11 protein-coding genes are annotated in these 13,604 nt (G+C 62.0%); 8 read left to right on the top strand and 3 right to left on the bottom strand.

Annotation, left to right across the window (positions count from 1 at the left end; genetic code table 11):
• Positions 1-29: 29 nt before the first annotated feature.
• Entirely contained in the window at positions 30-341 is a 312-nt protein-coding gene (locus AC07VF_RS03495) for a hypothetical protein (RefSeq protein ID WP_495008077.1), read from the top strand.
• Here the strand turns inward: AC07VF_RS03495 and AC07VF_RS03490 are convergent.
• Complete coding sequence (locus AC07VF_RS03490; protein WP_495008076.1) at positions 322-624, bottom strand: hypothetical protein; 303 nt, start codon at positions 622-624, stop codon at positions 322-324. The genes AC07VF_RS03495 and AC07VF_RS03490 overlap by 20 nt on opposite strands.
• A 227-nt stretch (positions 625-851) precedes the next feature.
• Positions 852-1,871 carry a branched-chain amino acid aminotransferase gene (locus AC07VF_RS03485; protein WP_495008075.1) on the bottom strand — a complete coding sequence of 340 codons (1,020 nt, stop codon included), beginning with the start codon at positions 1,869-1,871 and terminating at the stop codon, positions 852-854.
• A 280-nt stretch (positions 1,872-2,151) separates the two neighbouring features.
• On the opposite strand from AC07VF_RS03485, the gene AC07VF_RS03480 reads away from it, so the two are divergent.
• Together AC07VF_RS03480 and AC07VF_RS03475 are read left to right on the top strand one after the other, a co-directional pair.
• Positions 2,152-2,976 (top strand): HDOD domain-containing protein, encoded by an 825-nt coding sequence (locus tag AC07VF_RS03480; protein ID WP_442969470.1) that lies wholly within the window; start codon positions 2,152-2,154, stop codon positions 2,974-2,976.
• 371 nt (positions 2,977-3,347) lie between these two features.
• On the top strand, positions 3,348-4,190 hold the full coding sequence (locus tag AC07VF_RS03475) for an NAD-dependent protein deacetylase (RefSeq protein WP_495008074.1): 843 nt from the start codon (positions 3,348-3,350) through the stop codon (positions 4,188-4,190).
• A gap of 119 nt (positions 4,191-4,309) precedes the next feature.
• Here AC07VF_RS03475 and AC07VF_RS03470 read toward each other — a convergent pair whose 3' ends face one another.
• The gene (locus AC07VF_RS03470; protein ID WP_346629847.1) at positions 4,310-5,425 is read right to left on the bottom strand and encodes a DUF2817 domain-containing protein; all 1,116 of its coding nucleotides are present in this window, start codon (positions 5,423-5,425) and stop codon (positions 4,310-4,312) included.
• 1,199 nt (positions 5,426-6,624) lie between these two features.
• Here AC07VF_RS03470 and AC07VF_RS03465 point away from each other — a divergent pair.
• The 5 genes from AC07VF_RS03465 to AC07VF_RS03445 all read left to right on the top strand — a co-directional run bounded on the left by AC07VF_RS03465 (position 6,625) and on the right by AC07VF_RS03445 (position 13,603).
• Positions 6,625-7,485 (top strand): energy transducer TonB, encoded by an 861-nt coding sequence (locus AC07VF_RS03465; protein WP_495008073.1) that lies wholly within the window; start codon positions 6,625-6,627, stop codon positions 7,483-7,485.
• A gap of 52 nt (positions 7,486-7,537) precedes the next feature.
• Entirely contained in the window at positions 7,538-8,245 is a 708-nt protein-coding gene (locus AC07VF_RS03460) for a MotA/TolQ/ExbB proton channel family protein (RefSeq protein WP_369305903.1), read from the top strand.
• Positions 8,245-8,646 (top strand): ExbD/TolR family protein, encoded by a 402-nt coding sequence (locus AC07VF_RS03455; protein ID WP_205483107.1) that lies wholly within the window; start codon positions 8,245-8,247, stop codon positions 8,644-8,646. The genes AC07VF_RS03460 and AC07VF_RS03455 overlap by 1 nt, the downstream gene beginning before the upstream one ends.
• A 217-nt stretch (positions 8,647-8,863) precedes the next feature.
• The gene (locus AC07VF_RS03450) at positions 8,864-11,602 is read left to right on the top strand and encodes a TonB-dependent receptor (protein ID WP_192172031.1); all 2,739 of its coding nucleotides are present in this window, start codon (positions 8,864-8,866) and stop codon (positions 11,600-11,602) included.
• A 141-nt stretch (positions 11,603-11,743) separates the two neighbouring features.
• A complete protein-coding gene (locus AC07VF_RS03445; RefSeq protein WP_495008266.1) occupies positions 11,744-13,603 on the top strand; it encodes an extracellular solute-binding protein in 1,860 nt (619 codons plus the stop codon).
• Position 13,604 lies beyond the last annotated feature (1 nt).

Below are 13,604 nucleotides of genomic sequence, written 5' to 3'. Positions count from 1 at the left end.
TCTAAAGGGCTACTACGCGATGATAGATAATGACTCGAAAGAAGTCCGATGGCCATCATCTGGATAATTTTCACGCCCTGCTCGGCCCTCCCCCGTACAGCTTGAGAGATGTGTTGCTTCGAATATCTGGGCACACGGCGAGGCCCGTAGCTTATGCAAAGCTTTTTGATATGCAGCAGGAGCAGGAGCAGGAGCAGGAGCAGGAGCAGGAGCAGGAGCAGGAGCACCAAAGCCTTGTGGGCTTTGGAATCAAAAGCAACGCCAAAGCAAATGCAGGAGCAGTCAAAGCCTTGTGGGCTTTGACACCAAAGCAGGGTCTGTCTAGAAAACCTCGACGGTGAAGCGCACGTTGGGCAGTTGTCGCTCCGACTTCGGCAGTGCATAGGGATGATCGCCCGCCTGGATGGTGTGGGTGGGAAACAGCCGGCCGATATTGCGATAGGTGCTGACCGCCAGGTCCGGGAGCATGGCGCCGTCGTAGATCTGTTCGACCGTGCCGATGGGTTCCTGGGCGTGGGGGTAGTCGTCTGCCCAGGCAGTGGAAACAAACGCGGCGGCGAGCAGGCCGAAGGACAGGGTCAGTGGCCGGTTGAAAGCGGCGGGACGGGAGACGGGTAAGTGCATGACGTATCCTTTTTTTGTCGTCGATGGACGCTGAAGTTCCGGCTAAAACCGGTCCGACTGAAAGAACGTGCGCGCTTGAACCATAGCCCACTCACCGGTATTGCACCGGGTGAACAGTTCAGTGGTTTCCTACCCTGACGTCTGCGATTGCGCACCTGACCGAATCGAAGGCAAAAAAAACCACCGCACGAAGGCGGTGGTTTTTCAGGCTTGCAGGACGCGTCGAATCAGACTTTGACGATCCAGTCCGCCGGGCCCTCGATGTCGCCGTACTGAATGCCGGTCAGCTCTTTGTACAGGCGCTGGGTCACGGGACCGACGTCGGTTTCGCTGTGGAACACGTGCAGCTTGTCTTTGTAGCTGATGCCGCCGATCGGGGTGATCACCGCCGCAGTGCCGCACGCGCCGGCTTCCTTGAACAGGTCGAGCTTGTCGATGAACACCTCGCCTTCGATGACCTTCAGGCCCAGGCGGCTCTGCGCCAGTTCGAGCAATGACAGGCGAGTAATGCCTGGCAGCACCGACGGCGATTTCGGCGTGATGAATTCGTCGTCGTGGGTAATCCCGAAGAAGTTGGCCGAGCCGACCTCTTCGATCTTGCTGTGGGTCAGCGGATCGAGGTAGATGGCGTCGGCGAAGTTGGCTTTCTTGGCCTCACTGCCTGGCATCATGCTCGCGGCATAGTTACCGCCGACTTTCGCAGCGCCGGTGCCTTGTGGCGCGGCGCGGTCGTAGCTGGAGATCACGAAGTTGTGGGGTTTCATGCCGCCCTTGAAGTAAGGGCCCACCGGGATGCAGAACACCGAGAAGATGAACTCGGGCGCAGCGCGCACGCCGATGTTGTCGCCGACGCCGATCACGAACGGGCGCAGATACAGCGCACCGCCGGTGCCGTATGGCGGGATGAAACGCTCGTTGGCGCGAACCACTTGCTTGCACGCTTCGATGAACTGCTCGGTCGGCACGTGGGGCATCAGCAGGCGGCTGCAGCTGCGCTGCATGCGCGCGGCATTCTGGTCGGGGCGGAACAGGTTGATCGAGCCGTCCTTGGCGCGATAGGCCTTGAGGCCTTCGAAGCATTGCTGGCCGTAATGCAGCGCGGTCGAGCCTTCGCTGATGTGCAGCACGTTGTCTTCGGTCAGGGTGCCTTGGTCCCACTCGCCATCGCGCCAGTGTGCCAGGTAGCGTTTGTCGGTCTTGATGTAGTCGAAGCCGAGCTTGTCCCAGTTAATGCTTTCGTTACCCATGACACCCTCTATGTCCAGGCCAGCTCGGCCGGGAGTGTCCGGCGTCTGGCGTTTCATCGATAAGGCCCGGAGCAGGACGCAACCCGTTCCGGTGTGTCGCCATATTACTGATTTTTCTCCCTGCAAACCGCCTCGGCGGCCGATGAGCTGAAAAAGATCCGCTGCGGCCCGACCCGAGCCACCTGGTTTGTGCCGTCTGTAGCAAAACCGCCCAGAGGCGCGTGCAGTTTCGCCAATGTTGCCTAAGGTGTGTAAATCGTCTGAGACAGGAGCAGCACCCATGGGTATCGATCAGTTGTTCGCCGATTTGAGCAGTCTTCCCAGCATTCCCAAGGTGGCGCAGGACCTGATCAAACAGTTCGACAGCCCGTCGTCGGACCTGGGCAGCATCGCCGGCAACATCGAAAAAGACCCGGTGATCGCGGCGAAAATTCTGCGGCTGGCCAACTCCGCGCGTTTTCGCGGTGCGCGAGAGTCGTCGAGCATCGAGGACGCGGCCATGCGTCTGGGCTTCAACACCCTGCGCACATTGGTGCTGGCCTCCGCAGTCACCGGCGCGTTCAAGGCAGGGCCAAGTTTTGACCTGAAGGGCTTCTGGCTGAAGAGCTTTCAAGTGGCCGGGATCTGCCGCTTGCTGGCGAAGCAGTCCGGCGCCGATGCCGAAATCGCCTTCACCTGTGGGGTCATGCATGACATCGGCGAGCTGCTGATCCAGACCGGCGCACCCGCCGTTGCCGAGCGCATCAACAGCGTGACCAAGACCGGCACGACCGGGCGTGCAGCGATTGAAACCTTGCAATTGGGCTTTGGTTACCCGGAAGTCGGCGCGGAACTGGCCCGGCGCTGGGGATTGCCGGAGGTCATCCAGAACGCCATCGCCTATCAGGCGCGGCCCATGCAGGCACCGGGGGACGCGACTCAGCCACGGATTGTTGCCCAGGCATTGACCATTTCCGCTGCCTTGGAAAATCACGGCGGCGCCACGGCGCAGGCGAAGCAGGAAGTGGATGGGCCATTGCTGGAGGGGGTTGATCTGGATGCGGTGTTCGCGGCGCTGCCGAAGGTGTTGGAGGACGACAAAGCGTTTGCGGAGTTGTTGAGTTAGGGAAAGCGGTCATGGTCTGAAATGGATGGCGCCTGAACCGACCCCTTCCCGGCTGAAGCCGGTCCTACAAATTGATCTCGGTCCCACTGACACAACACGGTCACTCGTAGGACTGGCTTCAGCCGGGAAAACGTTAGGCGTCACGCTGCAAAATTGATGGTGCTCACACCGGCCCCTTCCCGGCTAAAGCCGGTCCCACTAATGGATCGCGTGCATCCAAAAAACCGGCGGTGACCTCGACTGTGGGACCGGCTTTAGCCGGGAAGGCGTCAGGCGTGACGCTGCAAAATTGAGGGTGCTGACTGAGGCCCCTTCCCGCATGAAGCCGGTCCTACTAGTATCAGCGCACAGCCGCTCTTGAGAACCTGTGCATGCCTGATGTTCCTGACACCTACGTCGACACCCTGCTGCACTGGATGCACGACCGCTCGTTCCTCGTGCTGACCGGCGCCGGGATCAGTACGTCGTCCGGTATTCCGGATTACCGCGACAGCGAGGGCGTGCGGCGGGGTCGGCAGCCGATGATGTTTCAGGAATTCCTCAATGCCCCTGAAGCCCGGCGCCGTTACTGGGCCCGGGCAATGCTCGGCTGGCCCCGGGTTCGCGCCGCGCTACCCAATCCGGCCCACGAAGCGATTGCCCGCTTGCAGCAACACGATCTCATCAGCGGGGTGATCACTCAGAACGTCGATACCTTGCACGATCAGGCCGGCAGTCATGACGTCGTGGAATTGCACGGCAGTCTGCACTGGGTGCTGTGCCTGGACTGCCACCACCGCACCGAACGCGACATCATTCAGTTGACCCTGATCGAGCAAAACCCGTATCTCGCAGGCGTCGATGCGGTGCAGGCGCCGGATGGCGACACTTTGCTGGACCCCGCCTTCGAAGAACGCTTCCAGGTGCCGCACTGCCCCCACTGCGGCGGCGAGCGAATGAAGCCGGACGTGGTGTTTTTCGGTGAAAACGTGGCGCCACCCACGGCGGCCAAGGCCATGCATCGGGTGGAAGAAGCCCAAGGACTGCTGGTGGTGGGGTCGTCGCTGATGGCGTTCTCCGCCTTCCGCCTGTGCCGCGCGATCAAGGATCAGGGCAAACCGCTGATCGCCATCAACCTGGGCAAAACCCGGGCCGATGATCTGCTGGATCTCAAGATCGAAGCGTCATGCGAGGTGTTATTGCCCGCTTTGGCGCAGCGGCTGTTACAGGGTTAACGGGCAGCACGACATGTGGGAGTGAGCTTGCTCACGAAGACGGCATTTCAGTCGCTGAAGATTTAGCGGATGGCCCACCCTATATCGTGAGCAAGTCCGCTCCCACCTTGCCCGATCCCTTATCTGATTGCGCGAATCCCCGGCAACGCCGCCAGCGCCCTGTCCCACACCTGCCGCGTCCTCACCCACGCCACTTCCTGCCAGTCCGGGTCCGCCGGGTAAAACTGCTCCAGCAGCCCTTCCTTGATCCGTCGACCGGTCTCGTCCAGGGGATCGCCGTGCAGGTGCAGCCAGTGATCATCCCGCAAATGCCCATGCACCTCTGCGCCCGGGTACGTGCCGCACTCGATGACAAACGGCATCAGGTGCACGCCCGGCAAGGCGTCCAGAAGCATCTGCGAGGTGTAGCCGGTGGAGGTCGCCGCGACACCGGTTTCGCTGACCCGATTGGCGCCGGTGATCAGCGTGAACAGCCACGGCCCGAACAACGTTTTCGCATCCTCCAGCGCCGGGTAGGCCGATTCGACGATGCTCATCAGCATCGGATGGCCGTAATCGCCCGCGCCGGTGTGCAGATCGAAACAGGTCACCACCTCGGCGTCCTGCAGGTATCGCCCGACGATGCTGCGCAGGGTGCGATTGGACCAGCTCGGCCCGCTGCCGCCGAAAAACAGCCCATCGGGGAATGCGTACTGCCCCGCCTCGACCACCGACATCAGCCCTGCCCAACCCCGCGCGTCGATCGCTGCCTGAAACAACGCATCGGCCTGATCGCGCTTTGGCCCGCGCAACTGCTCGCAGGCGTAAATCCCGTGGACGTCGGCGTAGGCGCGGTTGTCCGGCAGCGGCTGATTAAAGTCCAGGTAGTTGCGGTTCTGATCGAGGTTGTCCTCGTTGACCCGGCGCATCCACGCCGTGCCCCAAGGGTTGATCAGGTGAATCATCAGGACCGCAACGCCCTCGGGCAGCGCGCGTGGATCAAAACCCTCGAGCCAGCGGCTCTGGCAGTCGGAACCGTAATAGCCTTCGACGCCATGGGTGCCACTCAGCGCCACCAATACCCGCCGCGCATCCGGGTCGCCCAGCCAGGCGACGTCCGTGGCCAGCGGCTCGCCAAACGGACCCGACGACGGGTGGACGTATTCACTCAACCGCGCGCCAGCCGCCGTGGCTGCGGCAATGAAGCGCTCGCGAAGCTGGCGATAACCCGGCCGAACTGGGAAAAAGTGGCTCATTGGATGCACTCCAGAATCGATGACACCGCGCGTATGGGCCCGGAATAGACAGCCGGAACGCCGCGCAGAAAGGACACTGCGTCAGAAATGTTACAACCGGACACGTTTTGGCACACTTCTTTCTAGTGTTTCTCTTGTGGAACGTCAGTACCACGAAACGCTTCGCGTCCAGCCCCGGCTGCCGCGAGTCTACGCTGCCAAACGGTGCGCACCACGCACCCGTGTGCAGGAACCGGACACTACCCCGTCCGAAACAGTGCAGGACGCCGACCAGAAGTCTGGCGTCCGTCGATAAGGAATTCGATTCGTGCCAGACATGCGCATTTCACACCCGATCCGCCCACGCCGCGCCTTGCCTTCTCCGCTGCACGCCTCCGTCAGCGAGCCAGCCATTCGCCCTATCTCCCTTCAGCGCTCCGGCTGAAACCCAGCGTCAATTCGCTGCGGTGCCCCACATTTGTTTTGCGTCATGGCTGTCGCTGTTGCAGCGATCCGGCGGCCACTTTTTATTGTTTCTTTTCGGCACAAATGCGTCTGCTCACTTAACGTTTTGAATATCGCGCAGGATGGATTGCTGTTGATCCACACACACTAAAAACGATCAGTGATCATTTTCAGGAAGTGTGCGCCACTGTTAAACACCATTCAGACCATGACTGACAAGTCACACTTTAAGGACTTAGCGCAATGATCACGTAAGCACTCACGCACCAACTTGCACCCACTTAATCACGTTTGGTGCAGCGCACTTCTGATTGAATCGGAACAGGTCACCGTGCAGACACGCGATGAACCTGAGTGGATAGGTTCGCCCTTTTGGTTCAGCAACTTACCCTGCCTCTACAGAGCGAACTGACCCAGACTCGACGAAATTCGCTAAAAAGTTACAGGAATGCGACATCGACCCGCCCCAGCCCGGAAACAGCAGACTAGAGCCCTGCACTGGCATAGCGGTTGCAATAGCGATGATCGTTACGTAGTCATTCTGAAATAAAGACGTACTTCTTCGTACTCAACAAGAAATCAGGGAACTGCAATGTCGTCTCCATAGCCCACGCTGCAACGGCAGTTATAAGAGTGGTTCTTTAACGACCTGCTCCCCAGGCCTCGTGCTTTGCGAAAGCACGGACGTCAACTTCAAACAGGGTGACTTGTTTGAACGGACCCTTATTGCCCTTCAACTACCCGAGGGAGCTTTAATGAATGACGCGGTAAAAACGAAAGCCATACCTGACCCGGCGCCGGACGCACTGTCCATGGCCTGGCCGCGTATTCCTTTCAAGGAAAACACATCGCGTCCGGGTGAACTAAGCCGGACGCACGTGTTGATATTGATTGCCGCCTCGGTCCTTATTCACGGCGCTATCTGGTGGTATATGCAGACTGCAAAAGCCGACGTCCCGGAAGTTGCGCCGCAAGTGCCCGAGATGACCGTGGAATTGACCAGCCCGACACCGCCGACCCCGGAGCCGCCGCCACCGCCGCCTCCACCTGAACCGCCGCCACCGCCCCCGCCGCCCCCTGAACCGGAGCAACCGGTCGAGGACCCCGACGCGGTCAAGCCGCCGCCCAAACCGGTGGAGAAGCCTGTCGAGAAGCCGGTGGAAAAACCCAAGGTCGAGAAGCCCAAGCCGGTGAAGAAACCCGAACCGGTGAAAAAGCCGACACCGCCTGCGCCTGCTGCACCGGCTACGCCGAGCCCGCCTGCGCCCGCCACACCTTCGCCATCCCCCGCGCCGCCAGCGCCTGCCGCGGCCCCGGCGGCACCGGTCAAGGAATCGGCGGCGATTTCCGGGCTCGCCAGCCTGGGCAACCCGCCACCGGAATACCCCGGCGCGGCGCTGCGCAAAGGCATGGAAGGCCGCGTGATCCTGCGCATCAAGGTGATGCCCAACGGCCGTGCCGGCACGGTCGAGGTGACCAAATCCAGCGGCAAACAGGTGCTGGACGATGCGGCGGTAGAGACGGTGCGCAACTGGAAGTTTATTCCGGCCAAGCGCGGTGACACCCCGATAGAAGGCTTCGCGACGCAAACCATCGACTTCAAGCTGCCCGAATGAACCCGGTCAGCCGATCAACAACAACTCTTTATATAGCGGGTGAGGTGTAACCATGAACGAATCGATCTCTTCGATGATTGTCCCCGGCGTACTCTGGGCGCTGGTGGTGTTTTCGGTGCTGAGCTGGGGATTGTTGCTGATCAAATCCGCACAGTACTTGCGCTTAAAGACCCAAAACAAACAGTTCGCCAAAGCGTTCTGGGCAGCGCCGGATCTGCTCACCGCCGCCGAGCATTCCAGCCAGTACCCGGGCTCACTGGCGCGGATCGCCAACAGCGGTTTCGAAGCCATGGCGGTCGACGAAACACCGCGCAACACCCAGCAGCTCGCCCACACCATCAACCGCTCCGACCGGCTGGAGCGCAACCTGCGCCAGCAGATCCAGAAAGAACGCCGCGCACTTGAAGCCGGTCAGGCCATCCTCGCCAGTATCGGCAGCACGGCGCCGTTCATCGGCCTGTTCGGTACTGTCTGGGGGATCATGGAAGCGCTGCAAAGCATCGGCGCCAGCGGTTCGGCGAGCCTGGAAACCGTGGCCGGCCCCATCGGTCACGCGCTGATTGCCACCGGGGTCGGCATCGCCGTCGCGGTCCCGGCGGTGCTGATCTACAACTTCTTCCTGCGGCGCCTCAAGCTCGCCGTCGCCGACATGGATGATTTCGCCCACGACTTCGATGCCCTCGCCCAGCGCAGCGCCTTCGCCATCAACCGTCAGGCTATCGCCAGCAAACACAGCCAGGCTGTGCGGGAGGCGAGCTGATGTCGTTCTCCACCCAAGACAGCGATGAAGTGCTCAGCGAAATGAACGTCACGCCGCTGGTGGACGTGATGCTGGTGCTGCTGGTGGTGTTCATCGTGACCGCGCCGCTGATGACCAACGCGATCAAGGTCAACCTGCCGAAAACCGACGCCGTCGCCGCCGCCGACAAGAAAGACCCGGTGGTGGTCAGCGTTGATCAGGACGGCAAGTTCTACCTGGCCAAGTCCGAAGTCGCGCCGGAATCCCTGGAGCTCAGCCTCAAGGACGTCAAGGCCAAGGACCCGGAGGTGCGCGTGCAATTGCAGGCCGACACCAACGTCAACTATGGCCAGGTGGCCAAGGCGATGGCGTCGATCGAGCGCTCGGGCATCACCAAGATTTCAGTGATGACGTCCAAATGATCGACACATGACCCGCACCTGATCTGCACCTGAAGCAGGCGCCGCACCCCGCTGCGGCCCTGCGCACCCTACTCCCGATTCACCGCCGTCCGGGTTTTTGCCCCGGAGGGGAGCGGCTTGCTTGAAATAAGGAAATTCCCGAGCGCTACAACCGCCTCGGAGCAACGAGGGCTCACAAGGCCATTTCAATAACATCTGGAATAAGTCGGAAACTACCATGCTGATGAGCTTTCCCGGTTTTACCCTCAAGCCCCTTGTTGTTGCCGTACAACGCCACCCCCGTGCGCTGATTTGCGCACTGGCGGTCGGCATGAGCCCGGCCTATGGCGCCGACAGCACGGACAGCGCCGCCGATGCCGCACCTGGCAGTGAAGCCGCTGTCCCCGCGGCGGCGGTGGCTGCTGCGCCGGCGACCACCCAGCTCAAACGGGTGGAGGTGACCGGTTCGGCCGTGCGCCGGGCCGATGCGGAAACTGCCGTGCCGGTGACCATCCTGCGCGCCGACGAGCTGAAGAAACAGGGCGTGACCACCACCGAACAGATGGTCCAGCGCATCACCGGCAGTCAGTCGATGATGAACAGCGCCGGCTCGGTCGGCGCCTCCACCGGTGGCGCGTCCTATGCCGACATGCGCGGCATCGGCGCCAACAAAACCCTGATCCTGCTCAACGGCCGCCGTCTGGCCAACAACGCCTTGTCCGGCGTCGGCACGCCCAACGGCAGCGCCATCGACCTGAACATGATTCCGTTCGCCGCCATCGACCGCATCGAAGTGCTGCGCGACGGTGCCTCGGCGCTGTACGGCACCGACGCCATCGGCGGCGTGATCAACTTCATCACCAAAAAATCCCTGACCGACGGCACCCTGAGCCTCGGCGGCGACACCCCGACCGCCAGCGGTGGCGGCGCCAGCAAGGACGTCAGCGCCAGCTGGGGTTTCGGCGATCTGGACGAAGACCGCTTCAACGTCATGGGCGTGTTCAACTACAACAAGCAGCAGAACCTCGACGCCAACGACCGCTCTTTCGACAAGGATTACGTCCCGGGCCGTGGCCTCAACCAGACTTCCGGCACCGCTTATCCCGGCAACTACTATCAGGGCAACAACAGCAGCAACCCCCTCGCACCGAACTGCGCCGGACCGGGCTTGGTGAGCGTGAACGGGCTGTGCCGGTTCAGCACCCGCGATTACATCGACCTGGTGCCGCAGACCGAGAAGACCTCGTTCTTCGGCCGCGCCACCGGCAAGCTGGCCGAGGACCACAACGTCAGCCTCGAATACTTCTTTGCCCGCAACAACAACGCCACCAGCATCGGCCCCGCGCCACTGACCGGCCTGAGCATCGACCCGTCTTCGCCCTACTACCCGGGCAACGGCATTACGCCCGGCCCGAACAACTTCGCTCTCGACCCTACCCAGCCGGTGGACACCGCCTGGCGTGAGACGGCCGCCGGCCCCCGTGGCAGCAAGGACCAGAACACCAACCAGCGTTTGCTGCTGACCTTCGACGGCACCGTCGGCGGCTGGGATTACAACCTCGGCGCCAACTACAACCAGAGCAAGGTCGTGTCCAGCGTGACCTCGGGTTACGTCAGTGACTCCGCCCTCAAGGCCGGCCTGGCCAGCGGTCTGCTCAACCCGTTCGGCCCGCAATCGGCGGCGGGTCAGCAGTTCATCGACGACGCCGCGTATCACGGCGAATACTCCACCGCCGTTGGCCGTGTCTACGGGGTGGATGGACGTATCAGCCGCGAGATCGGCAACTGGTTCGGTGCCGGCGAATCCGGCCTGGCCCTGGGCGGCGAATACCGCAAGGAAAAACTCCACCAGGATTACGAGGACTTCGTTGACGACATCAGCAGCCTGGGTCTTGACTCGGCCGGTTCCGTATCCGGCGATCGTACCGTCAAGGCCGAGTACGCCGAGCTGAACGTCCCCGTCATCGACAGCCTGGAACTGACCGCCGCCGTGCGCCACGACAAATACAGCGACTTCGGCAGCACCACCAACCCGAAATACTCGTTCCGCTTCCAGCCGTTCAAAGAGCTGGTGATGCGCGGCGCGTACAGCGAGGGCTTCCGTGCGCCGTCGCTGTACGAGCTGTATGCCCCGCAAAGTCTGGCCTACAGCCAGGGTTACTACGATGACCCGACGCTGTGCGCCGGCGGGACCGTGCAGCCGGGCGGCCAGGCCGGTCGTGACTGTAATCAGCAGTTCCTCAACCGCAGCGGCGGCAACGCGAGCCTGTCCCCGGAGAAAGCCCGCAACGTGACCCTGGGCTTCGTTTATCAACCGATGAACAACCTCTCCATGGGCCTGGATTTCTGGTGGATTCACATCTCCAATCAGATCCAGTCGTTTCCTGAATCCACCGTGTTCGACCAGTCGGATCTGTATGGCGACCGCATCATCCGCAACGCCGATGGCTCCATCGCCAACATCGTCACCGGCAACTCCAACCTGGGCATCGTCAAGACCAACGGTGTCGACGTGACCCTGGACTACCGCTTCCCGAACACGCCGTATGGCCAGTTCGGTCTGGGGCTGACCGGGACGTACGTCAATCGCTACGACTTCCAGAACATCATCGACGGTCCGTACACCGACAAGGTCGGCGACTTCCAGGGTGATGGCGTGATCGCGCGCTGGAAACACGTGCTGATCGGCAGCTGGACCCTCGGCGACAGCCGTGCCTCCCTGACCAACCGCTTCACCAGCGGCTACAACGACTACGACCGCACCACCAACGGCACCGTGCCGTCGTACTCGCTGTGGGACCTGTCGGTGGGCCACACCTTCGAGAAGGTGCTGGACGTCGATGCCGGCGTGCGCAACCTGTTCGACCGCGACCCGCCGTTCACCAACCAGGCCTACAACTTCCAGTCCGGCTATGACCCTCGTTACGCCGACCCACTGGGCCGCACGCTGTTTGCGCGGGCGACGTATCACTTCTAAGCGCTAGTCCCCGACGCGCCATTCCTGCGGCGCGTCGGGCTGCTCACAAGGATTGTCCGCATGTCTGCCACCCCCTTTTCATTGCCGCGCCGTTTACCGGGCGTGGCATTGCTGTACTCGGTGCTGTTCTGTAGCTCGCTGATGCTGGGCATTCCCCAGGCCTTTGCCGCGCCGGTGCACGCGCTGACCGTCTATGGCGAAGCGCCGAAATACCCCGCTGATTTCCAGCACTTCGATTACGTCGACCCTGACGCGCCCAAAGGCGGTTCCATGAGCCGCGCGTCCGAGGAGATCGGCCAGTTCAACTACCTCACGCCATACGTCGATCAAGGCATTTCCGTGAGCCAGATCGACACGTGGGTGTATGCGCCACTGGCCTATCGCTCACTGGACGAGCCCTACACGGTGTACGGGCTGGTCGCCGAGAAAATGGAACGCGACCCCGACAATCTCTGGGTGCGCTTCTACCTCAACCCCAAGGCACGCTTCGATGACGGCACGCCGATCACCGCCGAAGACGTGCGCTACACCTGGCAGACGCTGATCACCCAGGGCAGCTTCAGCTATCGCCCGCTGTACGCCGACGTCAAGGACGCGGTGATCGAAGCGCCGGGGCAGATCCGTTTCGATTTCAAGACCGGCACCAATCGCACCCTCGCCCTGGACCTCGCCAGCCTGCGCATCCTGCCCGAGCACTGGTGGAAGACCCGCGACTTCACCAAGGGCGGCGGCTTCGAACCGCCGCTGGGCAGCGGGCCGTATCGGGTCTCGCGGGTCGACGCCGGGCGCAGTGTCAGCTTTGAGCGGGTCAAGGACTGGTGGGGCAAAGACCTGCCGGTCAGCCGTGGGCTGTACAACTTCGACGCGCTGACGGTGAATTTCTATGGCGATGTCGACGTGGCCCGTCAGTTGGTCCAGGCCGGCAACTTCGATTACAACCGCGAGTTCTCCTCGGCCGGCTACGTCGTTGGCTACACCGCGCCGAGCCTGCAGGACGGCCGTCTGCAGAAAACCATTCTGGCCAGGCGCCGCCCGGTGGCCGGTCAGGGCTTCGTGTTCAATCTCGACAAACCGATGTTCCAGGACCGCCGGGTGCGCGAAGCCCTGGCCATGCTCTGGGATTTCGAGTGGGTCAACGGCCAGATCATGCGCAACTTCTATGTGCGCGAACAAACCTACTTCCCGAAGAGCGAAATGGCCGCGACCGAGCTGCCCGACGCGCAAGAGCTGAGCCTTCTCGAGCCCCTGCGCGGGCAGATCCCGGACGAAGTCTTCGATCAGGTCTGGCGCGCACCGAAGACCGACGGCAGCGGCTACATCCGCGACAAACAGCTCAAGGCCCTCAAGCTGCTGGCCGACGCCGGCTGGCACGCGAAGAACAACCGACTGGTGAACGCTGCCGGTCAGCCGCTGGAGTTTTCCTTCCTCGACGGCCAGGGCGGTTTCGAGCGGCTGGTGCTGCCCTACAAGCGCGTGCTGGCGCAGATCGGTATCACCCTGAATTTTCGTCGCGTGGACTCGGCCCAGTACATGAACCGATTGAACGCCCGGGACTACGACATGATCGTGGTCACGCTGCCCGCCAACGGCAATCCGATCCTCTCCCCCGGCCGTGAGCTGTACAACCTGTTCGGCTCGCAAAGCGCCCGCCAGGTTGGCAGTTCCAACGCCATGGTGCTGCGCAATCCGGCGGTCGATCGCCTTATCGACGGTCTGGTCGCGGCCAACAACCGGAACGACATGCTGCATTACGCGCGGGCGCTGGATCGGATCCTGCTCTGGGGTTTCTACATGATTCCGAACTACTACTCACAGGGCACGCCAGTGGTGTTCGCCAACCGGTTTGGCCGGCCGGCGATCGAGCCAACCTACGACGTCGGGCTGGAAAGCTGGTGGGAAGTCAGCCGCGTGCCGCTAACCGATGCACAGATGGCTGCGCGTCTGGCGCCCCAAAGCAGCATCGCCAATACCCGTGCCGCACTGACAACGGAGGGCCAGTGAC

The organism is Pseudomonas sp. GW821-FHT02H06 (assembly GCF_059421525.1).
Note: the sequence above shows the minus strand (reverse complement) of the source record. Positions and strands in the feature narration are given on the sequence as shown.

What these genes read in the sequence shown, in the direction of transcription:
- AC07VF_RS03495 (WP_495008077.1), top strand. Translation starts at nt 30, where the DNA reads ATGACTCGAAAGAAGTCCGATGGCCATCATCTGGATAATTTTCACGCC.
- AC07VF_RS03490 (WP_495008076.1), bottom strand. Translation starts at nt 624, where the DNA reads ATGCACTTACCCGTCTCCCGTCCCGCCGCTTTCAACCGGCCACTGACC.
- AC07VF_RS03485 (WP_495008075.1), bottom strand. Translation starts at nt 1,871, where the DNA reads ATGGGTAACGAAAGCATTAACTGGGACAAGCTCGGCTTCGACTACATC.
- AC07VF_RS03480 (WP_442969470.1), top strand. Translation starts at nt 2,152, where the DNA reads ATGGGTATCGATCAGTTGTTCGCCGATTTGAGCAGTCTTCCCAGCATT.
- AC07VF_RS03475 (WP_495008074.1), top strand. Translation starts at nt 3,348, where the DNA reads ATGCCTGATGTTCCTGACACCTACGTCGACACCCTGCTGCACTGGATG.
- AC07VF_RS03470 (WP_346629847.1), bottom strand. Translation starts at nt 5,425, where the DNA reads ATGAGCCACTTTTTCCCAGTTCGGCCGGGTTATCGCCAGCTTCGCGAG.
- AC07VF_RS03465 (WP_495008073.1), top strand. Translation starts at nt 6,625, where the DNA reads ATGAATGACGCGGTAAAAACGAAAGCCATACCTGACCCGGCGCCGGAC.
- AC07VF_RS03460 (WP_369305903.1), top strand. Translation starts at nt 7,538, where the DNA reads ATGAACGAATCGATCTCTTCGATGATTGTCCCCGGCGTACTCTGGGCG.
- AC07VF_RS03455 (WP_205483107.1), top strand. Translation starts at nt 8,245, where the DNA reads ATGTCGTTCTCCACCCAAGACAGCGATGAAGTGCTCAGCGAAATGAAC.
- AC07VF_RS03450 (WP_192172031.1), top strand. Translation starts at nt 8,864, where the DNA reads ATGCTGATGAGCTTTCCCGGTTTTACCCTCAAGCCCCTTGTTGTTGCC.
- AC07VF_RS03445 (WP_495008266.1), top strand. Translation starts at nt 11,744, where the DNA reads ATGCTGGGCATTCCCCAGGCCTTTGCCGCGCCGGTGCACGCGCTGACC.